Raw genomic sequence first — 25710 nt, 5'->3', positions numbered from 1 at the left:
ATCTACCGAGAAGCCGAGCATGTTGCCGGATTCTGATTGCCGACCTGTTCCAGGCGCACCGTCCTCTCCTCTCGCGAACAGAGCCGGCACTCCAATTCGCCTTGCCTCCCTGCCGTTCACAGCCCGAGCTCGACAAGTGCGGCCTGCCGTTGCGGGCTGAGACCGGAGCGGCGGCGGCGCAGGTTGCTCAGCCATTGGCCCAGGCGTACAGACTCGCCATGGACTTCCTCGACATGCCGCTGGGGGACGTCGAGATGCCCCTCCCGCTCGCGGTAGGCGCGCGCGGCCGCAAGCCCGCGCTGGAAGGCCTGCTCACGCGCCGACAGACGGGCCCCTTTCGGCGTGGGGCCGGAGGCTTCGGGCAGTTCGAGCTCCAGTTCCGCCAGTAGGCGCCGCTGCTCGGGGTGAAGTCCTTCGGCGTGTGTCTGCTGAGCCTGGAGCCACTCCTGCGAGTGTTCCGGTTTGCGGCGGGCCTCGTGGTAGGCGCGCTGCCAGGTGATCGGCCAGGTCGGGTTCCACCACCGGTCCAGGATGGTGAGGGCTGCAGTGCGCTGAGGCGTGAGGCGCTCGGCGCGGGTGCGCTGGGTGGCCAGCCAGCGGCCGAGCGGAAAGTCATCATGGCTCTCGTCGACGGGGGCGGCTAGGTGGCCGTGGCGGTCGGCGTACGCGGTGGCGTGGGCGAGGCCGCGCTCGAAGGCCTGTTGGCGGGGGTCCCAGATGATGCCGAGGCGCTCCAGGGCACTGGTGCGGGCCGCGTCGAGAGTGGCGGTGGTGTGGAGGTGGCGCTGCCAGGTGAGCCAGCGGCCCAGGGGGTAGCCGGTGGTGTCTTCGTAGGTCTGGGGGACGTCGAGGTGGTGGTGGGTGCGGTGGTAGCGGCGGGCTGCGGTCAGGCCGCGGCGCCATTCGGCGCTCTTGGGGGCCAGGACCCTCAGTGAGAGGGCGAGGGCGACTTCCTCCGTCTGGGTGGGGCGGTCGAAGTGCAGCCAGGCCTCGGGGTCTTCGCCGGGCATGGTGGGGCGGTGGGTGCGGGGGTCGGCGAGGCGTGCGTCAAGGCGGTCGTCGTGGGCGCGCAGGGCCTGGATGGTGCGCCACAGCGGGGTGTAGGCGTCGGCGCCAAGGAGATCGTCAGGGTCTTCGCCGGGGGTGAGGTAGACGGGGACGACGAGGGTGGCCTTCTTGCCGGCGCCGGGCTGCTGGCGCAGGGCGCGGCCGACGGCCTGGACGGTGTCGACGGGGCTGTTCTTGGGGTCGGCGAAGACGACGGCGTCGATGGCGGGTACGTCGATGCCTTCTCCCAGGACGCGGGCGTTGGACAGGACGGCCGGGGTGTCGGGAGTGGTGTGGGAGGCGAATTCGAGCAGGAGGCGGCGGCGGACCTGGGGGGCGTGGCTGCCGCTGACCCAGTCCGCCCACAGTTCTTGCGGGCGCAGGTCGGCGGGGAGGGTGGCGGCGGTGTCGGCCAGGGTGGTGGCGAAGGCGCGGGCGTCGGCGACGCGGTGGTGAAAGGTCAGGATGCGGCGCAGCTGGTGGTCGTGGATGGCGCGCAGGGTGGCGACCTGGCGGCCGGCCAGGCGCAATCCGTCGGCTCCGGCGCCGGGTCCGGTGGCGAGCCAGTCGCGCAGGTCGGTGTCGGTGATGACGGGGACGAGGATCTGGTAGTCGGCGAGCAGGCCGAGGTCGATGGCGTCGGAGAGGGTGAGCCGGTAGGCGACGGGGCCGAAGAGGGTTTCGTCGTCCATGGAGGCGACCGACTCCGTGTCGTCGTCCTGGTCGGCGTCCGCGTCCCAGATGCGGGGGGTGGCGGTCAGGTAGAGGCGGCGGGCGGCGGGGACCTGGTCGTCGTGGTGGACGGCGGCCCAGGATTTTCCGAGGCGTCCGGCGGTGCGGTGGGCCTCGTCGACGACCACGAGATCCCAGGAGGGCAAGCCGTGGTCGCGGTGGGCGGCGATCACGGCGGGCAGGGAGGCGTAGGTGGCGTACATGGTGACGGGCCCCGGGCTGGCTGCGGTGGTGAGGGCGGAGACTTCTCCTGGGTCGGTGGTGAGGGGGACGTCGGCGCCGAGCGGCTCGTGGTCGAGCGCCTGGCGGGCCGAGCACACTGCTACCGCGGCGCCTTTGCGTCCCGCCAGACGCCAGGAGCGGATGGTCTGCGACAGCAGGTCCAGCGTCGGCAGCAGCACCAGAACGCGCCCTCGCGGGGCGATGCGGGCCGTGGTGCGGGCAGCGATGAGGGTCTTGCCGGTGCCGCAGGCGGCGACCACGCTCGCGCGGGGGTGGCTGCCGAGGACGCGGGTGGTCGCCGAGACGGCTTCCCTTTGGTGGGGGCGCAGTTCGAGAGCTGTGGTGGCCATGAGGGGGTGCCGCTCCGGGGCATGAGCTGGTGAGGCGGTCATGGGTGTTGCAGGGTGTTCTGCTCGACGGTGTGGGCAGTGGTGTTGCGCGGGTTTGTGCAGTTCAGCTTGCCGATGCCACGCGTAGGGCGCGGCTGAGCAGGATGGGGTTGCCCAGGTGGCGGCGTAGTTCTCTCTCCAGTCCGGCGACCGGCACCAGGTTCTGCGGGGCCCGGGTGTCTTTGTACTCGATGCTGGCGTATCGCGGCAGGAGGGCCTGGGAGAGGTTGGCCAGCTCGATCGCCGCGGCCGCAGGCATGTCGGCGGCGCACTCCAGCCGCACGATCCCGGCCCATGGGGCGCCGGGGGTGCACGGGAGCCGCAGGTACCAGGCGTGGCGGTCCCAGGAGGTGCCCATCAAGAACACCGGGCTGCGTTCGCTGGGGGCCAGGGTGGCGATCATGGCGTGCAGGTTGGGTGGCAGGTAGGCGGTGCGGTGGGACTTGATGAATCCCAGGGCGCGCGGCAGGTGGGTGCGGCCGCGCAGTGGGCCGTCCACGACGAGGAGGTCCGAGTCTTCAGGGATGCCGTGGCTGCTCAGGGCGGTGCGGGCGTGGGTGGCGACGAGGACCTCGAGGTCGGTGAGTTGGCGTTGCAGTGCCGTGGAGAGGAGCACGGCGAGGTTCTGGTCCTCGTCGTCGGGGGTGATGGTGGCCCTGTAGGTGCCGGCGGTGGTGGGCACGTCGGCGGCGTTGGTGGCGGTGGTGAACAGGCCGCGCCGGTAGTCGATGGTCAGCAGGTGTGCGCCGCGGTCGGGGCAGCAGCAGACGGTGCCTGCCGCGTAGGAGGCGCACAGGGCCATCCGGGCGTCCCGGACAGTGCTGCCGGGGCTGGTGGGCTGTTCGGTGGAGGGGGGCTGTTCGATCCAGATGCGAGCCTCGACGCGGCGGACACCGTCGACAAACAGCACCGCGCCTGGGGCGGATACCTGAGAGGGCGAGATGGGTTTCCAGTCGGCCGGGGCGAGTTCGGTGTGGAGGGTGACCTTGGCGGTGGAGTCCGCGATGTTGTTCTCGGCGTTCTCAACGCTGGAGCCGTAGGTGGGGTCCCAACCGTCGACGTGGAACCGCATGCGGGAGGCTTGTGCTGCGATGGTCATGTGCCCTGCCGGGTGACGGTGGAGGTGCGGGTGTCGCGCTGGACGCGGAACTGGACCGGGATCTGTTCGGCGAGTGCGGTGACGTGGGTGATCACTCCGACCATCCGCTCTCCCTGGGCAAGGGTCTCTAGGGTGTCGGCGACGGTCTGGAGCGAATCGGCGTCGAGGGTGCCGAACCCCTCGTCGAGGAAGATGGATTCCAGTTTCGTGGCGCCGCCCAGGCCGGCCAGTTGGTCGGAGAGGGCCAGTGCGAGGGCCAGGCTGGCCTGGAAAGTTTCGCCACCGGACAGGGTGCGCACCGAGCGTGCGGAGTCGGCGTCGAAGTGGTCGATGACGTAGAACTCGCCCTTTTGGTGGCTGAGGTCGAAGCGGTCACCTGACAGTTGGCGCAATGACTGGGAGGCGCCGGCGACCAGGGTGTCGAGGGCTGAGTTGGCGAGCCACTGGGGGAATCTGTTGGACCGCATCAGCCGGGCCAGTTCGGCGGCCACCTGTTGCCGGGTGCGGGCGGTCTCGATCTCTTCTTGTATCAAGGCGGCGTCGGCACGGCTGCGTTGGATCGTTTCGACGTGGCCGCGGGCGCGTTCGGCGGCGACCACGACCATCCGCGAGGCCTGTGCAGCACGTCCTGGGGTGTCGCCGAGGTCGTGGGGATCCAGGTCGTTGTCGCGAAGGAGTGTGTCCAGGCGTTCCAGGAGTTGGTCGGCTTCGGCGTGGGCGCTCTGGGCGTCGGCTTCGGCGCGCGCAGTGGCGGCCTGCCGGTCGCTGCCTGACCGGCTGGCCCAGCCGGTCAGGGTGGCCCAGGCGGCGGCGAGGTCGTCGGTGTCGAGGCTCGGTGGATTCAGCGCCGCCACCGTATCCCGGCTGGTGGTCAACGCGGATCGGGCTCTCGCGGTGCGGTCTTGCCACTGTTCCTGCTCAGCCGCCATTGACTTGGCTTTCTCTCGTGTGTGGCCGACGTCAGCGGTGGCTGTCTTCACGGCTGCCTCGAGGCGGGCGCATTCCTCGAACAGGGTCGGCAGTTCGTCTTCCGGCGGTGCCTGGTCCAGGAGCGTATCGAGTTCGCTAAGGCGGCCGGTCAGGTTCGTCTTTTCAAGGTCGGCGGTTGCGGCGTTCCGGACGGCTGCGGTGTGGGCGGTCTGGGCGTCGGTCTGCGCACGGTCGGCTTCCTCCCGTGCACTGGTGGCGTCCGAGTGGGCCTTTTCGGCTTCGGTGGTTTCAGCTGTGGCGGCTTCCAGGTCGCGTTCTGCGGTGGCGCTCTGGGCGCGGGCCCATGCCTCCAGGCCGGCCCAGTTGGCGCTCAGGTCGTCGGTGTCGGCTGCCGGCGGATCGAGGGCGGCCACCGTGCCCAGTGTCGCGTGCAGGGCGTTGCGGGCCCGATCGAGTTCTTGCTGCAGCACAGCCACGGCCGAGGTGGCGGAATCGTGCGCGATTTGTGCCGTCTGCAGCACGTCGCGAGCCTGTTGCTCATCAGCGGTCAACTGGTCGCGGAATGCGGTGAGTTCATCGAGTCGGGCGCGGTCGGCGGTGCAGTCGCGGTCGGAGCCGGCGGGGCGGCCGGGCAGCAGCGTGGCCAGCCTCGTGTCGAGCAGGGAGCGCTGCGTGGTGAGTTGGTCGACGGTCCGCTGTTGCTCGGCGGCCTTCGTTTTGACGTCCTCGTGTTGGGCCAGCAGGTCACGGTGCCCTTTCGCGGCCGCGGCCCGCGCCTTTTCGGCTGCGTCAAGCGCGGGGTCGGACAGCGGCGGCGGGAGGGTGGTGACGTTCTGCTCACAGACCGGGCAGTCATGGCCCACCTGAAGCCGGGGGCGCAGCTGAGCGGCACCGGCGAGGGCTTGGGCCTGCTCGAGCGCGGCCGTGGCCGTGTTCAGGCGTGCCTGTGCGTCGGCCACCGCCTCCGCGGTCCGGCTGGTCGTCTCGGCACAGGCACCCAGTTCGCCGGCGGCGTCGGTGAGCGCAGCGATGACGTCGAGGAGTTGGTCGAGGGTCTGGTGCGCGTCCGTGAGCCGGCTGCCGTCGCCGGCGGCGGCCAGCGCACGGGCAGCCTGCTCGTGCGCGTCTCGGGCCGCGGTCAGCTGCCCGGCGGCGGCTTGGACTTCGTCGGCATGAGCGGCCGCGCGGCTGGTCAGGTCGGTGGCGCCGTCTGGGGTCCGGACGGCAGCGAGCAGTTGTAGGCGTTGCTGCAGTTTTTCGTGCGTCTGCCGGGCGTGGTCGCAGCGCTCACGGGTCTCCTCGGCGCTGCGGCGTGCCTCGTCGACGGCGTCCTTCGACGCCTTCAGCTGTTCTTCGCGCTGCTTCACCTCTTCCTGGGCGCGCTCCGCAGCGGCGATGACGCCATCATGGCGCCCCACCAGGTCTGCCTTCTCGGTGTACCGGTCGTGGGCGAAGGTCAGGTCGGTGCGCTGGGGGCCGGCCTGGGCTTCTTTGGTGGCGTCGGAGAGCGTCTGGGCGGCCGCGTCGGCGGCGTCACGGGCCTGCCGGGCCGCTGCCTGTGCCTGGGTGGCCTGACGTTGCAGCTCTTCTATGCCGTCGGGGGTACGGATGGAGGTCAGCAGAACGGTCTCGTCGCGCAGCGTGTCGGCTCGGGCGTTGGCCTCGTGTGCGCGGGTGTGTGCTGCGGTGATCTGGGGCACGAGTTGGTCGACGGTGGCGGCCAGGTGTTCGAGGGCCTCGACACGCGCCTGCGCGGTGGCCTCGGCTTCGGGGGTGGCGTCGGCGTGCCGGTTCAGCTGGTCGTTGAGGATCTCGACTTCGTTGGCTGCTTGTTCGGCCTGAGCGCCGGCGCGTTTGCCGATGCCTTCGTACTGGGCGGCGCCGAGGAGTTTGAGGAGGATCTGCTGCCGTGCGCTGGCGTTGGCGGACAGGAAGCGGGCGAAGTCGCCCTGGGGCAGGACGACGCACTGGCAGAAGTCGTCGAAGGAGAGGCCGAGCAACTGCTCGATGGCGGGGTTGAGTTCCTTGATCTCCCCGGCCAGTACCTCCGGCTGCGGCCCGTCTGCCTCGACCTCGGTGGCGGTGGGGTCGGCGAACTGCACCAGGCTGACGGACTTCTGCTGGATCTGCTGGCCGGTGCGGCGGACCTCGCGGGCGACCTGGTAGCGCTGCGAGCCGATGTCGAAGGTGAGCGAGACCGTGCATCGGTTGCTCGTGGGGGCGAGCGCGTAGGCGATGGCGTTGCTGCGTCCCCACCGGTAGGCCGAGCCGTACAGGGCGAACGTCAGCGCGTCGAGGATGGTGGACTTGCCTGAACCGGTGGGGCCGACGAGGGCGAAGTAGTCGGTGTCGGTGAAGTCGACCACGGTGGGTGCGCGGAAGCCGGCGAAGCCGTTGAGCTCCAGGCGAACGGGACGCATCTGTGAGATTCCTTTGAGCGGGCGGAGGCAGGCCTGTGGTGTCAGGAACGGGCGGTCGAGCGGGTCAGGTCGTCGTGTAGCTGGTTGAACAGATCCGTGACCCGGCCGTCTTTGACACCGACGCTGTCGCAGTAGTCGGCAAACAGCTGCGCAGGTGTCCTGACCGGCTGGTGGACGCCGATCCCTGCCGTGGCACCGGTGCTCGCATGATCGGGGTGGATGAGGATCTGCAGGGCGTTGGGGAGGGCTTCATAGAGGTCGTCGCGCATGCCGGCGTAGGCGGGCTGGGTGACCACGAGCCGGAGGTAGTCCTCGCCGTAGCCGGCGGGGTCGGCGGTCAGCTGGGCAACGGTTCCCTCGACGGTGCGCAGTCTGCGGCCGGACGTGACGGGGATGTCGGTGATCTGGGCGGGGGTGCCGGGGGTGGCCTCGACGAGGCAGACGACGTTGGTGTTGTTCTGCTCGCCGAAGTCGATGGCGGAGGGAGAGCCGCTGTAGTGCACCGGGCAGGCGGCGGGGATGTGCTGTCGGCGGTGCAGGTGTCCCAGGGCCACGTAGTGGGCGTCGACGGGGAAGATGGCGGCCGGCACGTGGTATTCCATGATGGATTGGGCGGGGCGCTCGCCGCCGCCGAAGGTGCCGCCGGTGCAGGTCAAGTGGGCCATGATGATGTTGACGGCGTCCGGGGTGAACGCCCCGGTCAGGTTGGCCAGGACGTCACGGACGAGCTGGTCGTAGGCGCCGACGTTCTGCGACGGGGTGTTGGCGATGATCTCCGCGGCTCGGACGGCGTAGCGCTGGGAGAGGAACGGCAGGACGGCGACGTTGACGGGCTCGTTGGTGGACTTGGCGCGGAAGGTGTGCACGCCGCCCTTGGAGGCCGCTCTGGCCTGTCCGTAGACGTGGATGCCGGCGACGTTCATCAGCGGCCTGTATGCCTCGAAGGTGGCGCCGTGGTCGTGGTTGCCGGCGATGACGATGACCTCGATGCCCTGCTTGGCCAGGCGCAGCAGGGTACGCACGACCAGCCTCTGGGCGTCCGCGGTTGGTGCGGCGTTTTCGTAGAGGTCGCCGGCGATGAGGACGGCGTCGACGTCGTGGCCTATCGCGATCTGGGTGATCTCTTGCAGGACGCCTGTCTGCTCCTCGAGCCGGTTGCGGCCCTTGAGGGTTTTGCCGATGTGCCAGTCGGAGGTGTGAAGGAACTTCACGGGGCGGGGTCCTTTGCGGGTGGCTGAGGCAGAGCAACGGGGCGCGTTGGTGCGCTGAGGAGGGTGGTGGCGGACGTCAGTAGGGCGGCTCGTCGATGGCGCCTTCGTCGGTGTCGTCGAGCCACGGATCGTTCTCTGTCTGGGGCAGCCTGCTGAACGGGTCCTGTCGCACCGTGCTGCCGGTGGCCTGGCCGGCTGCGGGGGTGCCGGTGGAGAAGGCGGGGTCGGCGACCTCGGAGAGGCGGGTGGCCCAGGCGGGGAAGGGGAATTCGACGGCCAGCGGTACCGGGATCTCCGGCTGGGAGACGAACATGGTGCCAGGCCTGGCGAGCGTGGCGCGCTGGCGCTGCGAGGCGGGCAGGAAGCCGTACTCGGGGCGGCCGGCCTCGGCCGCGTCGAGCCGGCCGACGATTTTGATCGAGGAGTTCGACACGATGCGCCGTTCCACCTCGGAGGCGGTCTGCTGGGCGCCGATGAGGATGATGCCGAGTGAGCGGCCGCGTTCGGCGATGTCCAGCAGTACGTCCTTGATCGGGGAGGATCCCTCGCGGGGGGCGTACTTGTTGAGCTCGTCGACCATCGTGAACAGCAGGCCGCCCGGGCCGGCTTGTTCCTTGCGGGCGGTCTCCGCGGCCAGCACGACACCGACGACGAACCGCTGGGCCCGTTCCGGCAGGTTGTGCAGGTCCACCACGGTGACCTGCTGCTGCGAGGTGTCGATGGAGTGCGAAACGGGGTGATCGGTGATCGTGCTCAGGTCGCCGCGCAGCAGGGGCCCAAGCGCCCGCTGGGAGGATCGCAGCCGCCGCACGAACGCGTTCACCGTGCCCAAGCCGATGGCCGGGCCCGCCCAGTCTGCGCGGGTGACGTCGTCGGTGACCTTGTCGCAGATGAAGTCGACCAGCTCCCGCCAGGTGCGGAGGATGTTCCCGTCGATAGTGACCGCGCCGTCGTTGCCTGCGGCCTGGGCGTCGCGGCACAGTCGGCTGGTGACCTGGTGCACGACGATCGTGTACTGGTTCTTCTCGTCCTCGACGTCGGCGAACACGTAGGGCAGCAGCTCGCGTTCGCAGAACTCCGCCAGGGTCCACCAAAAGGCGGTGACGCCGCTGGTCCTGCCGGTGACGTGGGGGCGACCAGTGGTGTCGCCGGGCAGCGGCGGGGCGTAGAAGCCGGCCGAGGCGAAAGGCCGGGCGGGCAGGCAAAGTTGGGCGTACGCGGCGCTCAGCTCCCCGTCGAGGCGGGTGTTGGGCTGGTCGACGAACAGCAGGTCCTCACCCTTGACCGAGAAGATCAGCGCCTTGGCGTTGACCGCGCGGGCACCCAGGGCGCCCGAGGTGAACAGCGAGTGCAGCAAGAACAGCGCGAAGCTGGTCTTGGTGGCCACTCCGGAGATACCCGAGATCGACACGTGGGCGCCGCGGGTGCCGTCAAGGAATTCGAGGTTGAGATAGATCGGTTCGCCGTCACGGCCGATGCCGGCGGGGACGCGCGCGTCCATCCGGTCGAAGTACAGGGCGGCGTCCCGGGCAGCGCCTGCGGCCCGGATGGCGACTTCGCCGGGGCGTGGCGGGACGTAGCACTCGGGGTCGACACGAGTGGTCGTGACCTCGGCGATCTCCTGCACGTTCGCCGGCAAGATTCCGTCGGCGATGAGGAACACGTCTGAGCCAAACGCGGCACCTTCGTGGCGGGCAACCACCTCGGTGACCACACCGGAGGTGACGATCGTGCCGCGGCCGGGGATCTCTCGCCGGGTGCTGACCACGTCGTCGAGCTGCAGATAGGCATCCGGGGAAAGCGCAACATGGAACTTCAAGGGAGTGGAGTCCTCGGTACCCGCGACTTTCCCCACCTCCTGTTCGTCCTCGCTGCTGGCGAGGAGGCCGCCCGCGGACGGCTGCCGACCGGTCGCGGGTGCGGAACTGCGGCCGAATACGGCACTGTCAGCGCCGCGGGGCTCGGAGTCGGTGTCAGTCATCGGCCGTTCCCTGTATCGGTCTTGCGGTGTCGGACGCTGCCGGCTGGCGGTGAACACCGAGCGGGGCGCCGAAACACCGGACGGCATCTACGAGTACAGACCGTAACGAACGGGATGCCTGCTGCAAGGGGTTTTGTCGATAGCAGAGAGAAATCGGGGCAGGCCTGAGGGCTGTGCACAGCGCAAGGGCCAGAGACACTGGCGCCGGAGGACGGCTTCCGCGAGCCGCCCCAGGCTGGCACTCTGTCAAAATCCGATCATTTTCGGTCCTTGGCGATCGATCGCCTGGAAGCGAGGACTTCCCGCCCTAATCTGACTATCGGTACCTTCCTGGCCCCTGCGGCCCGGAGCCAGAGGGGGACGGGAGTGGAGGAGGGCTACTTCGGGGGCGAAGACGGCTCCGAAGACGCGTCAGGCGAGCGGCGCGATCTCTTCAGGTATGTGACGGTCGACAATGTCGACAATGCGGCCGAATACCTCGCCATCATGGACCAGTTCACGCAGACACTGCTGACCGATCTGTCCGCCGCGGAGGTCAGCGAGGCACTGGCGAAACGCGGTATCGCCCTGTCCCCGGAGGATGCTGAGGCCCGCTGCGCCAGCCTGGTCCGCTGGAAGAACCTCATGCCCTCTGCGCGCGACCCCCGTGTCCCCACAGTCGCCGCGCTGCGCCACAGCCGGGCCCGTTTCCAGGTCACCCGGCTCGGCGGCACGGTCCACCGGCAGGTCACCAAGGTCCTGAAGATGCGTGACGGCGCGCGGGAGGTGGCCCGTGAACTGCTCGGCAGCATGGCCGTGTTGCTGTCGAAGATCCTCCGCCAGGCACGCCATCCCCGCACCATCGACGCCGAGGCTCTGGCGGCCGATGTCACGACCGTCTTCACCAACCAGGCGTACTTCGCCGACAGCATCCGCGACTTCTACGCCTACCTGTCGTCCGTGCTGGTCCGCTACGACCTGGCCGGTGAGGAGTACGCGTCGTTCAAGGGCCTGCTGCTGGAATACGTCCACCTCATCGACACCGACGTCTCCCGGCACTCCCCCGCGGTCCTGAAATGCCTGGAAGACCTCCAGCCGGTCCTGGACCATGTCCTGAACGCCCTAAACAGCCTGCCGGGCCTGGCTTCCGCGGACGGCGCCCCCGTCGAGCGGCTGCCGGGACGGCAGTACAACGACTGGGCGGAGCTGCAGGCCTGGTACAGCGGCGGCGAGGGCGGCTTATCCGGCCCGGCTCAGCTGCGGGCCGCGGCCGAGTCCGCTCTGGGGCAGTTGCTCACCAACGCACGGCGCATGCTCACCCCGGGCGGCACCGGAGGAGCCAGGCGCAGCGACCTGATGCACCTGGCGGGCCTGTTCGCGAAGGCCAGTGCCGAAGAGGCCCACCGCGGCTTCTCGGCCGCCTTCGGCGCCTACCCCGCGCGTCATGTGAGTTTCGGGCCCGAGGAGGCCGACCCCCGCGACACCGCTTCGACGTCGTGGTGGGACGCCGGCCCGGTGGAGGTCCCGGTCTCCTTGCGCGAGCGCGGTGACCGCACCGCGCGCGGCCGCACCGCGCGGGTGCCCGACCCGGGCATGGACATCACCCGTCTGCAGGAAGAGGCCGCCCAGGAACTTGCGGCCCGCCAGACGGCCGGGGCCGAACTCGCCGCTGCCGGTGCGCTGGACGGAGCGCGTCTCACTCCCGCGGCCCGTGATCTGTTGCTGGAACTGGTGTCCATGGCGCTGGCCAAGGAACTCAGCCCGTCACAAGCCGTGCGCGTGGAGGACATCGATCTCCACGTCGCCGTGGACGTCGCGGAGTCGGACACCGACACCATGATCAGATCCGACGACGGCGACACGACCTTCTTGCGTCTGGCTCTCAAAGCCTGCGCCGCCGACGAGGCCCGCCCCGGTGATGGAGCGGGTGAGAGCACGGCAGACGAACTCACCGTCGGCGCGGGCGGGGGCCGGCAGCCGCCCTCGGCGGCAGGAGGCGTCCGGTGAGTGTGGACCACAGGCCGGCCAGCTCCACCGCGCAGCACGAGGCGGCGGAGCGGCGTCTGGCAGCCCGTACCCTGCTGGCCCGCCCGGTGCTGACGTCGCACCGGCAGCCAGATGAACTGGCCGTGGTCCGCAGGCATTCCGCCGCGCTGCGCTCCACCTTCTCCAAGCTCCTGGGATATCACCTCATCGTCGAGACCTCCTTTGCCCGGCTGGTGAAGACGCCTCCGAGCCCGGGCGGTCCGCTGCGGCCCGTCCAGCGGGGAGACAGCCCGCCCTTCACCCCGCAGACCTATGCGCTGTTCTCACTGGCCTGTGCCGCGTTGCTCACCCCCGGTACCGGGGAGTGGCTGCTGATCTCCTCGCTGGTCGAACAGGTACGGGCCGATGCCGCCTCGGCCGGTGTCGAACTGCGCGACACGCCCTCGGAAAACCGCCGACTGGTCCAGGCCGTCGGGCTTCTTATCGACTGGGGTGTGCTGACCGAGACCGACGGATCGCTGTCCGCCTGGAGTGAACGGCGCGAGGAGGGAGTGCTGCAGATCCACCGCCCCCTGCTGCCGCACGTGCTGCCCCGCCCGTTGCGCAATGTGGCCTCCCTCGCCGACCTGGCGGATCAGCTGCCGAGCGGGGCGTCCGAGCCCCGGCGCAGTCTACGGCGCCGTCTGGTGGAGAACCCGCTGGTGAAGCGGGAAGAGCTTCCGGAGGACGAGCGGGATGTCCTCTCCCGGGAACGCTCGGAGCTGACGCGCCTTCTGGAGGAGCACTTCGGGCTGACGCTGGAGGTCAGAGCGGAGGGAGCTTTGGCCTACGACACCGAAGGAACCCTCAGCGATGTGGCCTATCCGGGCCCGGGAACGGTGCGCCAGGCAGCGCTGCTGCTGACCGATGCACTGACCGATCTGGCCCGGCCGGCGGCGGGTCACCACGTCCCGGGAACTGCGGCAGATGTGCCGGGCCTGCTGACGCCGTGGGACACGGTCCGCGGTGAACTGGACGGCCTGGCCTCGCGCTATGCCAAGGCCTGGGCCGGTGCCTACATCGCCGATCCGGCCCGTCTGCAGAAGGAGGTCGTGGCCCTGCTGGAATCCATGTCACTGGCCCGCAGCCTGCCCGAAGGACTGGTACTGCATCCGGCAGCGGCCCGCTACCGGCCCGAACCGCAAGCCCAGCCGACACGCGCCGCACGGCGGTTGGCCGATATGCCGCCCGACGCTGCCGGCGCGCCGTCGTCCGACGTGCTGTTCACCGAGTCCTTCCTCAGGGAGGCATTGTGAGTGCCCTCGCCTTTCCCGGCACGCGCGCACCCGACAGCCCCGCGGGCGGGCAAGCGCCCGCCCGTACGGCCCATCCCTACCGGTGGCGGCTGAACCGGGCGGGAATCGTCAACGTCTGGTTCTACTTCGACCAGCGTTTCGATCTGTCGGGCGGCCGCCTGGTGCTGCGGGGCTCGAACGGGTCCGGCAAGTCCCGGGCCCTGGAGATGCTGTTGCCGTTCGTCCTGGACGGCGACCGGCGCCGCATGGATGCCACCGGGTCCGGGAAGGTCAGGCTGGAGGACCTGATGCGGGCGGGCGGCGACGGCCAGGCCAACCGGCTCGGGTATGTGTGGCTGGAGCTCACCCGTGACGTGGAGGACGCCGGCGGTGAACAGCGCGCAGAGTTTCTGACCACCGGCGCCCTGATCCGCTTCTCGCACAGCACCGCGGAAGCCAAAGCCTGGTACTTCCTCACCCCTCTGCGCGTTGACGAGGATGTGGTCCTTCTCGACAGCAGCCGGGTTCCGCTGTCGAAGGAAGGCCTGGCCGCCCTCATTGGAACAGAGCGTCTGACCTCGTCCCCCGACGTCCACCGGGACCGGGTGCGCGCGGCCGTCTTCGGGCTCCACGGCGAGCAGGGACGCGAGCGGTATACCGGACTGCTGCAGCTGCTGCACACACTGCGCTCGCCCGACGTGGGCAATCGCATCGACGAAGGCCGCCTGCCCCAGATCCTTTCCGACGCCCTGCCCCCTCTGTCCGACAAGGCCATCGCCACCGCGGGTGAGGAACTCGACGGGCTGGAAGAGACCCGGGCCGCACTCGCCCGGCTGGAGACCGCCTACGGTCACGTCGCCGACTTCCTCAAGGTCTACACCCGCTACGCCACGGGCGTCTGTACCGCCGCCAGTGACCGCACCCAGACCGCGGCAGCCTTGGCCCGGGACACCGATGCCACGGCCACGCAACGGGAGAAAACTCACGCCCAGCTCGTCGGCGACCATGCCGACGCGGCAGTCCAGGTCAGTGAACTGGACGGCTACCGAGACGAGCTGGAAGCAACCGTCGCCGGAATCCGGCAGTCGGGCGAGTACAGGGCCGCCCGGGAACTCAGCGAACGCCTCAGCACCCTGCAGGCTCTGGAAGCGGCCGCCCGCAACGCCATGGCCACCTCCCAGGGGGCCCGTGAGGAAGAACAGCGCACCGCCGATACGTGCAACGAAGCGGCCCAGGACGCCAAGAGCGCGGCCGACGAGGCGGCCCAGATCGCCCAGCAGGCTGGCGAACTGCTGGTCCGGGCAGGCCTCAGCACCCCGCTGCCCCCGGCCCCCGGCATCGAGGTGCAGCCACCGGATCCCGTGGTGGAGCCGGTGCGCACTTCAGCGGATGCCGACCCGGAGCCCGTCACCCGCCCGGCAGCACTGCGCCTGGTCCCCGCCCCGCAGCACATCACCACGACAACCGACGCGCTGCTCGCGGCAACTCCCGCCCTGCGCTCCGCCGCGGCCACCCGGGCCCAGCAGGCGGCCGCACGCGCCGGCGAGGCCAAGGAACTGGCCTCTTCCCTCGAGAAAGTGCGGCGCGCGCAGGACCGGGCCGAGGACTCCGCCGCAGACGCCGGTGCGGCCGAGGGCAAAGCCGAGCAGGCGGAAGCGAACCGTGATGAAGCTGCGGCGAAGCTGGCCGTGGCCTGGCGGGCCTGGACTGCAGCCCCGCGCTCGCAGCACCTGCTGGGCAGCGTCGACTGGCGCAGCACGGCCGTCGCCGCCCTCCTGGACGACGTCGAAGCCCTGGCCGGAGACGTGCCGGCCGGCCCGGAAGCCGACCGCGAACTGGCCCGCCTGGATGCCCTCGCCCACCAGGTGGCCGCGCCTGCCCGGGCCCTGCACGCAAAGCAGACGGCCGCATTGGCCGGACAGGCCCAGCACGACAACGCCCTGCGTGAACAACTGCTGGCCGAAGCCGGGGACCTGCGCCACGAGCGGGATGTGCCGCCCGTGGCGCCGGACTGGCTGACCAGCCCGCCCCCCGGCGCGCCAGCACTGTGGCAGCTGCTGGACTTCCGTCCGGAGGTCGACACACTCACACGAGCCGGCGTGGAGGGCGCCCTGCTGGCCTCGGGACTCCTGCACGGGGTGCTGACACAGGACGGCGACGTAGTCGCCGAAACCGGCCAGCTGCTGCTGGGGACCGGCGGTCTCCCGGCCCTGCGCTCGCTGCGCGCGCTGCTGGTCCCGGCCGGGAGCGACAGCAGGGATGCGGCGCGCGTCAACGCCGTCCTGGAGCAGGTCGCCCTGAGCCCGGGGCATCCCACCTGGGTGTCGTCCGACGGCTCGTGGGGCAACGGTCCTCTGACCGGACGTCACCTGCCCGCAAGCGCCCGCTACATCGGCGCCACCGCGCGGGCGGCCGCCCGCGCGGCCCGTCTCGCCGAGATCGACGTCCTGCTCGAGGAGCTGCAGCAGGCGGCACAGGCGCGCAGTGAGCAGCAGGACCTCCTGGATGCCGGGCTGCGGGACCTGGAGGCCCATCTGGTGGAGGCTCCGCGCTCCGTGCAGCTCGCGACGCTGCGCCTGCAGGCCGCCTCGGCGCGTACGGACGCCGTCGCCAGCCGCAGGCAGGCGAGCGCGCTCGCGGAGGAGGCGGAGCGGATGCAGCGGGCCTGGACGGCCCGCCAGCGCAGTCACCGCGAGGTCTGTGCGGCCCTGGGAATGCCCGATGACGCAGAGGGTCTGCGGACCATGCAGACCTGTGCCGAGCAGTCGCAGGCCATGTGCCGGGATGTGGACCGCGCCGGCGAAGCGGTCAGGAAGCATCTCGCGCGCCAGCAGCTTCTGCTGGCGCGCCTGCGCACCGTCGGCGAGCGGCGCGCTGAGGCAGAAGGGCACGCCGAGTCGGCATGCCTGGAGTGGTCGCGGGAGGCCTCGGAGCTGGCCGCGTTGCGCGAGAGTCTCGGATCCAGCCCGCAGGAGGTGCACGACCGTCTCGACGCAGCCGAGCGGGAACTGAAGCAGACCAAGGAGGCCCTGCAGCGCGCCAACAGCCAGGTACTCGGCCTGACCGGCCAGGTGGCCGCGGCCAAGGAGAAGGCGCAGGGAGCACGGGAGAAGGCGCGAGAGGCACGGGCGGCTCTCATCGGGCAGGCCCAGGCGCTGCACCGGCGCCTGAGTCATCCGGCCCTGGCCGTGGCCCTGGTTCCGGGCACGGTTGCTCCTGCGGTCCTGCTGTCGGCGAGCGCCGGTGCAGACGATGTCCTCGCAGCGGTGCGTGAGGTCCGGGCAGCGGTGCAGCGGCCTGACAGCACCGCCGATGCCACAGCGCTGGTACGCGCCCAGTCGGTACTGGAACGCAACACCGCGGGCGCCTACGACGTGACCGTCACCGTCGAGGACGAACTCCACGTCGTGGAGCTGACGGATGCCGGCGGACGACGCCACGTCGTCGATGCCGCGGCCGAACTGCGTGAACGGCGCGACCGCGGACGCAGCGCACTGACCGAACGTGAGCGCACGGCCTTTCACAACTTCGTCCTGGGCGGGATGGCCGAAGAACTCCGCAACCGCATCATCGAGGCCGAAGGCCTGATCAAGGCGATGAACACCTCGCTCCAGCCCATCACCACCAGCCACGGCATCGGCGTCAAAATCCGCTGGCGCCTTGCCGATTCGGCCAACGAACACATCACACGGATCAAAGAGCTGATGAAACGCAACGTCCGTATGCTGCGCGAAGCGGAATCCGAAGAACTCATCAGCCGGCTCAAGGCGCTCGTGGACACCGCCTACAGCGCCGACCCCCAGGCCGGATACGCCACCCACCTGCACACGGCTCTCGACTACCGGGCCTGGCACGTCGTGGACGCCTTCATCACCGGTCCCGAACCCGGCCAGGAACGCAAGATCAGCCGCCGGGCCAAACTCTCGCAGGGCGAGACCCGCTTCGTGTCCTACGTGACGCTGTTCGCCGCGGCCGACGCCTACCTCAGCAGCCTGCCCGACACCGGCCGGGCCCTGCGGCTGATCCTCCTCGACGACGCCTTCGCCAAAGTCGACCACCGGACCATCGGTGAACTGATGGCGCTTCTGGTCCGCCTGGACCTCGACTTCGTCATGACCGGCCACGCCCTGTGGGGATTCTTCCCTGAGGTCCCCGCCCTGGACACCTACGAAGTGCGCCGCGCCGAAGGCACCGCGGCCGTGACCACCCACGTCCACTGGGACGGCCGCACCCGCCACCTGCGCGCCGCGTCATGACCACAAATTCCCTCCCCCAGCTGCCCGCCCCCGTCCGCAGCTACCTCGACGACCCGAGCCTCACCGCGCTGTGGGCAGCAGCCCGCAGACGGCTGGAGCGCAACCGCCTGGCCCCCACCGGCACCGTTCAGGCCCAACTCGACGCCGAAGGTGCCAAGCGGCTCGGAGGACTGCTCGGCACCCGGCTTGAGCCCGGCCTGCGCCGCATCCAACTGGGTGCCCTGGACGCGGCTTTGAGAGCATCGGCCGCCCAATGCGGCCTCGTCAGCGTCGTGGCAGAGCTGACCGGCCGGTCCCTGCAGGACCGGGTGTCGGCCAAAGAGGCACAGCAGACAGCGTGGACAGCACTGTGGCAGCAGTTGGACGGCGACCTCACCCGTGCAGGCCTGGCCCATGCGGGCTGGATCGCCGACTGGCTCGGGGAGTTGAGGAACACCGGCATTCTCACCCGCGCTGGCATCGAAACGGCCACTAACGCCCTCAGCGGCGCCGTACGCACCATCGCCACCCTCACAAACACCCCGCTGCACCCGCCAGCCGGCACCGGAGCAGATGCGGTGAAGCATTGGGAGCTGAGCGAGCTCGCCGCGCACACGACTGGCGATGCCCACGGACTCGACGAGGGCCGTCTCACCAGCATTCTGGTCCTCAAGGCCATCGCGGCAGCCTGCACACTGCCCTCACCCGACTCGTCCGCAAGCCGCCGGCTGTTGTGGGAACAGGTGGGCGTGAGTACAGACTCCCTGTCAGGAACCGTCATGGTGTGGAAGCTGGAGCCGCCCGGAACCCATCCTTGGGCGACGATGATGCGCACACGCAGCGATCTGTCGCTGGTGACCCACTTGACCCTTCAGGAATTGCGCACTGTCCCCGATGCCGCTCTGACAGCGCCGGGAACAGCCGTGTATTTTTGCGAAAACCCACAAGTGCTTCAGGCGGCCGCGCGGTACAGCCTGCCCGGCATCCTGGTGTGCGGCAGCGGCAATCCGTCTGCGGCGGGGTGGGAACTACTGCGACGGCTCGTTGCCAGCGGAGCAGACGTCGCCTATCACGGCGACTTCGACTGGCCCGGCGTCGCCATCGCGGAACGGGTGATCCGGCTGGGCGCCCGTCCCTGGCGCATGCACAGCATGGACTACCTCAACGCACTGGCAGAACTGCCCACCGACCGTCTTACTCCACTGACGGGGGCTCCTGTGCCTTCGCCCTGGGATCCGCAGCTTGAGGCCATGATGGCTCAACACGGCCTCGCCGTTCACGAAGAAGCGCAGCTGGACCAGCTTCTATACGACGTGCGTCACGCAACATTCAGGTGACGCCCGTCGGTGACCGACTGCCCGTGCAGTGCCCAAGGGGTACAGTGCGCGCTGTTCACTCAACCGGCCGTTCCGGGCTATGGATTTGGGTCCGTGTCTTCCAGGGCCTTTCTGCGGGCGGTCGCCGACGCCCCGTACGAGACCGGCGACGTGAGATTTTGCCTGGCCGATCAGACCGGCCGGGAGGGGTGGCTGCTGCTGGACGAGATCCGGCTGCCGCCTTCCGTGCTTGCCGCCCGGCCCTGCGAGTAGAACGGGCACCCAGCTCAGGGATGTTTCGTACCGTCCGGCATGGTCGTGCCCTTGAGCTCTGCGCCCTTCAGGAGCGCGCCGGTCAGATCCGCGTCCTCCAGATCCGCGCCCCTCAGGTCGGCCCCCCTGAGGTCCGCGTCCCGCAGGTTCGCGCCATGGAGGTCTGCGCCGTTGAGGTCCGCGTTCTTCAGGTTCGCGTCCGGCTTATGTAGATGGGGCAGTTCCGCGGAGTGGAGGTCGGCCGGCAAATCGGGGCTGCTCTCGCTGAGGAGGACGTCGACGGCGGTTGCTTCGTCGTCGGGTACGGCCGGGCGCCCCGTGGCGCCGTGGTCGCGGACGAAGGCACCGAGGACACGTACGACGGTGGGCCGGTCGTGCGGGGAGTCTTCGGCGATTCGCTGCAGCGCGTACATGCCGCCGATGCGGACATCCTCGCTCTTGGAGCCGATGTTCTCGATCGCGCTGTTGTAGCGGTCGGTGACTTGGCCGTCCCGTGTCGTGTCCAGGTTCTCCTCGGCCAGGCGGACGGAGTGAGCCGTGTAGAGCAGCGTGCCTGCTGTGACGAGGACGCCACCGACGACCACGATTCCCTGGACCGCCTGCAAGACGGTGCTCCGGATCTTGGTGAGTGATTCAAGGGCCTCGACCGGCGGGGTGGTCGCGGTGACGTAGGGACGGGTGGCCCGACGAGCGACGGGCCCCAGCAGCAGTGCCACACCCACGACGAACCCCACGGCAACGCAACCCAGCAACCAGACCATGCGTGTTCGCCCCCCGCCAGTGACACGTTCTGAGCGTGTTGTATCCGTGCTCCCGCAGACACAGTCGCGTTTCCCGCTCTTCGGTGCAGGACCGCGACATCAACGACCGGCGGCCGTGCACCAGCACGACGTCAGAACCAGATATGCGCCCGGGGGCGACGTTGGAGCGCTGGCGTCTCCGCCGAGCGCATCGTGTCCCTGGCCTTCCGCGCCTGGAACTTCACCCGTACCAACAGTCGTCGAGGAACCCCCAGAGCACGGGCATCCGATACTTCGAATCCCGGGATTGCTTTATGGCTAGCTATGGGCATACCGTTTACTTCGACTCCCGGGATTGAAAGTATCGACGGGGCGTGAGAGAAGGGTTTACCCATGCTGACCATTGCGCTCGGCGCCTACCAGACGTTCCCGGAGGACGAGTACGGCAAGTCTTCCGCCGGCTGGCGCCCGGGACTGACCGACGAAGAGGTCCTCCAGGCGGGCCGCGGACGCTGGAGACTCGGCAGCCGCGCCGACCGCGAACGCTACGCACTGTTCACGGCCATGGGCATCGTCGTCCTGGCCCTTGAGATCGGCACCATCACAGCCGCCGACCCCGACGGCCGCCGCACCATTGACGGCATGATCCTCAAGCCGGACCACCCGGTCTACGCCAAGTACGTGGGCAACCCCGCACCCGTGGGCAAAAGCCAGAACCCCGTCCAGTACGTCGACTCCCCGTTTGACCGGTCGCTGTGCGCCTGCGGATGCGGCGCCGATACCCTCTCCGGCCGCAACTTCCTCGCCGGACACGACCAGAGGGCAATCCACGACCGGATCACCAAGGTCGGCGGGGTCATCCCCTTCCTCCACTGGTTCGACAAAACCTGGACCGAAGCCAACTGACCGCGAACCGCGATCCGCTCACGCTCAGAGGCATCGTCGGCTGCTGCCGCAGCCGGTACATGCGGCGCCGGGCAGACCGGTGCCGCGCCGGATCCAGAGAACATGCGAATACCGCCACCGCGGTCCGCCGGCTCACTCCGGCCGACGGGGGCGGAGCTCCTTGGACCACTTGCCGAGTTGGCCTCCCAGTACCAGGTTGTCACCGCGGGCCACGGTCTGGAGCAGTTGGGCGCACACGGTCGCTTCGGCGGCAAGGCCAGCCTGGCTGCCCAAAATTGGGAAGGCCATACTCACACGGGCGGCATGTCCGGCTGGTGCAGCGAGTAGGCGTAGAGCATGGCAGCGTCGAATCCTTCTGGGGCGCGACCCCATGCCTCCCAGTCGAGCAGCCGGAGCGGGTCGGTGAGGTTCGCCCAGCGAACATCTGCGTGGGCTGCGGTCCAGTGGGAGACGACCGGGGCCGGGATGCCGACGAACTCGGGGATGGCCCACTCCATGTACTGCTGTCGTACGGCGACGCAATCCTTGTCGACAGCCGTCACTTTCGCCAGCGTCCCGGCGAGGTCGTTCCACCAGGAGTCCGGCAGCCGGAGGCCGTGCTGGAGGGCCGGGTCACCGGACAGGACCGGCTCGTCGACGCGCACCGACAGCTCCGCCTGGTAGGCGGTGCCGTCGTCGAAAGCATCGTGAACCCCCAGGAGTGCGGGCCGGCGGCCGTCAAGGGCGCCGAAGGGGTCTGCGCACCCAGAGCGCCGTCCCACAGCCTTGTCCTCCGGGGTGGACGCCAGTCGGAGCCATACGGCCTCACCCGTGGTGGTACGGGCCGGGGCACCCAGAGTGCTTCCGGCCCAGCCCCAGAACTCCCCGCCCGACTCAACTCGTACGTCGAGGGCCTCAGCGGCACGGGCGTGGCGGGCGCGCACGCGCAATTCGGTGTCCGGGTCGGGGGGAGGCGAGTACACCAGTGATCTCCCGCAACTGGGCGGCGGTCAGGGCAGATTGAGCGACGGCGTCAGCTGCCTGGCTCCAGTGTGGCGCACCGAAGACGGCCAGAAGGATGTCCGTCGCTCCTGGGCATGACGCCACGGCGAGGACGCACGCCTGTGCGGGGGGGGTGCCTCTATGTCTTTCGTCAAGCGAGGCGTGGGGTTCTGGGTTCGTAGAAGGTGCCGTCGCGGAGCATCGCGAACAGCACGTTGATCCGCTGGCGGGCCAGGCGGAGAAGTGCCTGGGTGTGGGTTTTCCCGCGGGCCCGGCATCGGTCGTAGTAGGTGCGGGAGGCGGGATCGTGCAGGGCGGCGAACGCGGACAGGAACATCGCGCGTTTGAGCTGGCGGTTGCCGCCTCTGGGCGCGTGTTCGCCGTGGATCGAGGTCCCGGAAGACTTCGTTGTCGGGGCGAGGCCGGCGTAGGAGGCGAGGTGGGCGGCGGTGGGGAAGCTGGTGGCGTCGCCGACGGTCACCAGCAGAACAGCGGCGGTCCTGACCGCGACCCCCGGAAGCGAGGTCAGGACCGCGGAAACAGGGTGAGCCTCCAGCAGCTGTCCGATCTGCGCTTCCAGGGCTCGTCGCTGTTCGTGGACAGCCGCGAGTGAGCGGGCCAGCGACGGGATCACGACGTCGAGGGTGCCGGTGCCCGGGACCACGACGGTCTGCTCGTCGAGCGCGTCGAAGACGTCGTCGATCAGCCGGGCAGCCATGCGCGGGGCCTTGGGCCGGATCACCTCGACCAGCTTGCGGCGACCGGCTTTGCGCAGGGCGGCCGGGGATCCGTGGCGTTCCAGCAGCCAGGTGACGGCCTGGTGGTCCAGGCGCGGGCCGAGGACGCGCTCGAGGCTGGGGTGGAACTGGGTGAGCAGGCCGCGTATCCGGTTGGAGGTGCGGGTCGCCTCGGCCGCCAGGTCCTGGTCGAAGCCCACCAGCACGGTCAGTTCGGCGGTGATCTCATCGGTCAGTTCCAGCGAGCGCAGGGTGTGCGGCATCGTGCGGGCGGCGTCTGCGATCACCGCGGCGTCCTTCGCGTCGGTCTTCGCCTCGCCCGGGTAGAGATCGGCGATCCGCCGCATCGAGAGTCCGGGCAGGTAGGCGACTTTGCAGCCGGTGTCGGCGTACAAGCGAACGCGGCCCTGGCAAGATTTTCGTGAAGTGGGGCTGTGCCACCGTGCGCCGGTGACGCTCCGTCACGGGTAGCGGGACCTTCGGTGAGTGTGATGACCTCGTACGAATTGTGTCGCCGCATCTGGATGCGGTGCGGGTGGAACGAGTGTGGGTGGCGGGCGGCGTGGTTCGCATCGTTGCCTGTACCCGCGAGTTGATGGTGGCGTGTCCGGATTGCCGGTGCGAGTCGGCGCGTGTGCACAGCCGGTATGTCCGCACGCTGGCCGACGTCGCTGCCGGGGGTCGCCCGGTGCTGATCAGTCTGGCGGTGCGGCGGTTGTTTTGTGACAGTGCGGACTGCAGTCGGCGGACGTTTGCCGAGCAAGTGGAGGGACTGACGGTGCGCTATCAGCGTCGCAGTCCGTTGCTTCAGCATCTGGTCGAGATGGCCGGGGTGCTGCTCGCCGGCCGTGGTGGGGCTCGGCTTCTGCGTATCTTGAAGACGCCGTTGTCACGGACGAGTGTGCTGTTCCAGTTGATGCGCATGGGACTTCCGCCGGTCGCGACACCGCGGGTGCTGGGCGTGGATGACTTCGCGTTGTACGCGGACGTCTATGGCACGCTGCTCGTGAATGCTGAAACGCGCCTGCCGATCGAGTTGTGGGCCGGGCGCGATGCCGAGCAACTGGCCTCCTGGCTGCGTGCGCATCCCGGCGTCGAGGTCGTGTGCCGGGACGGTTCGCTGGTCTACCGGCAGGGCATCACCGACGGAGCCCCGGACGCGGTGCAGGTCAGCGACCGTTTTCACCTGTGGCAGGGACTGTCTAGGCGGGTCTCGGACATAGCCGCAGCCCACCGCCGTTGCCTGGCCGCGGCACTACCTGAACCCGAACCGGCCCCACCGCCGTCGGCCGAACCGTTCCAGGCGGCCGACACTCCCGCCCTCCGTCACGCGAAGCGACTGTTCGAGACCGTCCAGGAGCACACCGGCACGGCCCGCAGTCTCAGTGCGATAGCCCGCGAGCTCGGCTTGAACCGTCGCACCGTGGCCAAGTACGCACGCGCTGCCTGTTGGCAGGAGTGCGTACGGCGCACTCCACCACGCCGGTCCACGAGCCTCGACCCGTATCTGGAGTATCTGAGGCAGCGATGGGAGGAAGGCGAGCACACCGCGACTGTGCTGCACCAGGAGATTGCCGCCAAGGGTTATGGCGGCCACTACCAGCGGGTCAAGATGGCCATAGCGCCGCTACGCCGCGGTCTGCCGATCGACACACCGCACGAGCGGCCACCCTCGCCCCGCCAGGTCGCCCGGTGGATCGCCACCGCACCTTCGAAGCGCGGCCTGCACCCCACCGAGGCACTCCGCCGGCTGCTTGAACACTGCGAGGAGCTCGACCAAACCCACACTCTGGTACGACAGTTCGCGGCCATGCTCGATGCCCGCGACGCCGCCCCGCTGCCGACCTGGCTCGACCAACTCGCGGCCTGTGGCCTGTCTGCCTTCGCGAGCCTGGCCAACGCCATCCGAGAAGACCAGCCGGCAGTCGTGCAGGGCATCACCACTCCGTTCAACTCCGGCGTCAACGAGGGCCGGATCACGGACCTGAAGCTCCAGAAACGGATCATGGCCGGCCGCGCGGGCGTTCCGCTCCTGCGCCACCGTGTCGTCCTCATGGCCCACCTCCGCCGCCGCTACCCGTGACGGAGCGTCACCGGCGCACAGGGGCACAGCCCCACTTCACGACAATCTTGCCAGGGCCACTCAAACGAGTACACAGACAGCCGGCGTCGCGGGCGACCGTCAGGGGCAGAGCTCCGATCGAGGCGGGCTGGTCCACGATGACCAGTACGGTGCCGAACTTCCCGGCGAGCTTGTCGAAGACGGCCCGTAGCTTCGGCTCGCTGTTGGGCAGCTGCTTGTCGAAGACCTTCTTGCCGGCCGGGGTCAGCCCGTGCCCGTGATGGGCGCTCTTGCCGACGTCCAGGCCGAGGAAGACGCCCACGTCGTCGATGTCGTCCAACCTATCCTCCCGAACAGGGTTCGTGCGGTGCCGGCCAGGGCGTTGGCGTCGCATGCGCGCATCCACGTTATGCAGACCTGCCGCCCGCAAGCGGCCAGGCATTGCGCCGGGCCAGGCGGTAGTCGGACCTCTCATCAGCGTCTCCAACGACGCCTCTCGAGCCCGGTGACACCACCCCCCAGGTCATCCGTTCGACAGGGGGGACCAGCCATGCCGGGCCCGGAGGCCAGCAGCCCTCGTGCAGGACCGCGAAGAAGATAACGGGGGGGCAGGCCCCGCCGGATGAGGTCGGCGAGTTCCTGATCGACCATGACGGGCAGTTCGCCGCCATGCAGTGGTGCGGAGGCCATCACCCGCAGGCCCGCGCCGACGGCGGCCAGGAGCGGGCCCCGGCCGTCGAGGGCCTGGACGATCGGTGTCATCATCACCAGGCTGACCGGCATCTGAAGCGCGACCAGGTGACATCCGGGGTTGCCGATGAGTACCGCTGATGTCGCTGACGGACGGCAAGGTAACGGCTTCATCTCCCACCACCCAGTCCTGCGCCCGCAGGTCGAGGCCCGCCGCAGGGCACGAGGCAACAACGCCCGCCAACCCGACGCCGAGGCAGCCGCCAGCACCTGGTCCGCCGCCTCACTCAGCAACTCGCCACCGAGCGCCGCAAACACCGTGAAGACGTCGCTCAGCTGCAAGCCGCCCTCGCCGCGGCCCACGGTGAGCTCTCGTACTTCGGCGACAGCCCCAGAGCGGATCTACTAGCCTCGCCGTTTCGGTTGGAGTGAGGCCGGATGCGGGGCGGAATTACGAAAGTGCCTTCTGAGCTGGAACGATGAACCTTGTCGAGGGGTTC

General features: G+C 69.5%; 15 protein-coding genes and 2 pseudogenes. 7 read left to right on the top strand and 10 right to left on the bottom strand.

Annotation, left to right across the window (positions count from 1 at the left end):
- Positions 1-116: 116 nt before the first annotated feature.
- The 5 genes from AB0D85_RS49785 to AB0D85_RS49765 all read right to left on the bottom strand — a co-directional run bounded on the left by AB0D85_RS49785 (position 117) and on the right by AB0D85_RS49765 (position 10031).
- Positions 117-2351, bottom strand: coding sequence for a Helicase associated domain protein (locus AB0D85_RS49785; protein WP_362337475.1), 2235 nt, complete (start codon positions 2349-2351; stop codon positions 117-119).
- A 103-nt stretch (positions 2352-2454) separates the two neighbouring features.
- A complete protein-coding gene (locus AB0D85_RS49780) occupies positions 2455-3489 on the bottom strand; it encodes a hypothetical protein (RefSeq protein ID WP_362337472.1) in 1035 nt (344 codons plus the stop codon).
- Complete coding sequence (locus AB0D85_RS49775; RefSeq protein WP_362337469.1) at positions 3486-6839, bottom strand: SMC family ATPase; 3354 nt, start codon at positions 6837-6839, stop codon at positions 3486-3488. The genes AB0D85_RS49780 and AB0D85_RS49775 overlap by 4 nt, the downstream gene beginning before the upstream one ends.
- Positions 6840-6880: 41 nt before the next feature.
- On the bottom strand, positions 6881-8050 hold the full coding sequence (locus tag AB0D85_RS49770; RefSeq protein WP_362337466.1) for an exonuclease SbcCD subunit D: 1170 nt from the start codon (positions 8048-8050) through the stop codon (positions 6881-6883).
- A 76-nt stretch (positions 8051-8126) separates the two neighbouring features.
- The gene (locus AB0D85_RS49765) at positions 8127-10031 is read right to left on the bottom strand and encodes an ATP-binding protein (protein ID WP_362337463.1); all 1905 of its coding nucleotides are present in this window, start codon (positions 10029-10031) and stop codon (positions 8127-8129) included.
- 441 nt (positions 10032-10472) lie between these two features.
- Here AB0D85_RS49765 and AB0D85_RS49760 point away from each other — a divergent pair, with 441 nt between their 5' ends.
- The 5 genes from AB0D85_RS49760 to AB0D85_RS49740 all read left to right on the top strand — a co-directional run bounded on the left by AB0D85_RS49760 (position 10473) and on the right by AB0D85_RS49740 (position 19094).
- A complete protein-coding gene (locus tag AB0D85_RS49760) occupies positions 10473-12017 on the top strand; it encodes a DUF2397 domain-containing protein (RefSeq protein ID WP_362337461.1) in 1545 nt (514 codons plus the stop codon).
- The gene (locus AB0D85_RS49755; protein WP_362337458.1) at positions 12014-13291 is read left to right on the top strand and encodes a TIGR02678 family protein; all 1278 of its coding nucleotides are present in this window, start codon (positions 12014-12016) and stop codon (positions 13289-13291) included. The genes AB0D85_RS49760 and AB0D85_RS49755 overlap by 4 nt, the downstream gene beginning before the upstream one ends.
- Complete coding sequence (locus AB0D85_RS49750; protein ID WP_362337455.1) at positions 13288-17526, top strand: TIGR02680 family protein; 4239 nt, start codon at positions 13288-13290, stop codon at positions 17524-17526. Before AB0D85_RS49755 ends, AB0D85_RS49750 begins: the two co-directional genes overlap by 4 nt.
- A complete protein-coding gene (locus AB0D85_RS49745; RefSeq protein ID WP_362337452.1) occupies positions 17523-18842 on the top strand; it encodes a TIGR02679 family protein in 1320 nt (439 codons plus the stop codon). Before AB0D85_RS49750 ends, AB0D85_RS49745 begins: the two co-directional genes overlap by 4 nt.
- A gap of 93 nt (positions 18843-18935) precedes the next feature.
- The gene (locus tag AB0D85_RS49740) at positions 18936-19094 is read left to right on the top strand and encodes a hypothetical protein (RefSeq protein WP_362337449.1); all 159 of its coding nucleotides are present in this window, start codon (positions 18936-18938) and stop codon (positions 19092-19094) included.
- Positions 19095-19108: 14 nt separating this feature from the next.
- Here the strand turns inward: AB0D85_RS49740 and AB0D85_RS49735 are convergent, their stop codons facing one another.
- Positions 19109-19816, bottom strand: a complete 708-nt coding sequence (locus tag AB0D85_RS49735) for a pentapeptide repeat-containing protein (protein WP_362337446.1) — start codon at positions 19814-19816, stop codon at positions 19109-19111.
- A gap of 411 nt (positions 19817-20227) precedes the next feature.
- Between AB0D85_RS49735 and AB0D85_RS49730 the strand changes: the two genes are divergently transcribed.
- A complete protein-coding gene (locus AB0D85_RS49730) occupies positions 20228-20740 on the top strand; it encodes a hypothetical protein (RefSeq protein ID WP_362337443.1) in 513 nt (170 codons plus the stop codon).
- Between the two features lie 290 nt (positions 20741-21030).
- Here AB0D85_RS49730 and AB0D85_RS49725 read toward each other — a convergent pair whose 3' ends face one another.
- Positions 21031-21702 (bottom strand): hypothetical protein, encoded by a 672-nt coding sequence (locus tag AB0D85_RS49725; protein WP_362337440.1) that lies wholly within the window; start codon positions 21700-21702, stop codon positions 21031-21033.
- Positions 21703-21872: 170 nt separating this feature from the next.
- Positions 21873-22844, bottom strand: a pseudogene (locus tag AB0D85_RS49720) (IS110 family transposase); the annotation flags it as partial.
- Positions 22845-22966: 122 nt separating this feature from the next.
- Between AB0D85_RS49720 and AB0D85_RS49715 the strand changes: the two are divergent.
- The gene (locus tag AB0D85_RS49715; RefSeq protein WP_362337437.1) at positions 22967-24541 is read left to right on the top strand and encodes an ISL3 family transposase; all 1575 of its coding nucleotides are present in this window, start codon (positions 22967-22969) and stop codon (positions 24539-24541) included.
- A 76-nt stretch (positions 24542-24617) separates the two neighbouring features.
- Here the strand turns inward: AB0D85_RS49715 and AB0D85_RS49710 are convergent.
- Positions 24618-24860: pseudogene (locus tag AB0D85_RS49710) on the bottom strand (transposase); the annotation flags it as partial.
- 134 nt (positions 24861-24994) lie between these two features.
- Positions 24995-25573 (bottom strand): hypothetical protein, encoded by a 579-nt coding sequence (locus AB0D85_RS49705; protein WP_362337435.1) that lies wholly within the window; start codon positions 25571-25573, stop codon positions 24995-24997.
- Positions 25574-25710 lie beyond the last annotated feature (137 nt).

Source organism: Streptomyces sp. NPDC048277 (assembly GCF_040652235.1).
Taxonomy (GTDB): Bacteria; Actinomycetota; Actinomycetes; order Streptomycetales; family Streptomycetaceae; genus Streptomyces.
The sequence above is the reverse complement of the archived record's forward strand: the minus strand, read 5'-3'. Positions and strand labels throughout refer to the sequence as shown.

Excerpts from the sequence above, each read along its gene's own strand:
- AB0D85_RS49785 (WP_362337475.1), bottom strand. The coding sequence starts at position 2,351 with ATGGCCACCACAGCTCTCGAACTGCGCCCCCACCAAAGGGAAGCCGTC.
- AB0D85_RS49780 (WP_362337472.1), bottom strand. The coding sequence starts at position 3,489 with ATGACCATCGCAGCACAAGCCTCCCGCATGCGGTTCCACGTCGACGGT.
- AB0D85_RS49775 (WP_362337469.1), bottom strand. The coding sequence starts at position 6,839 with ATGCGTCCCGTTCGCCTGGAGCTCAACGGCTTCGCCGGCTTCCGCGCA.
- AB0D85_RS49765 (WP_362337463.1), bottom strand. The coding sequence starts at position 10,031 with ATGACTGACACCGACTCCGAGCCCCGCGGCGCTGACAGTGCCGTATTC.
- AB0D85_RS49745 (WP_362337452.1), top strand. The coding sequence starts at position 17,523 with ATGACCACAAATTCCCTCCCCCAGCTGCCCGCCCCCGTCCGCAGCTAC.
- AB0D85_RS49730 (WP_362337443.1), top strand. The coding sequence starts at position 20,228 with ATGCTGACCATTGCGCTCGGCGCCTACCAGACGTTCCCGGAGGACGAG.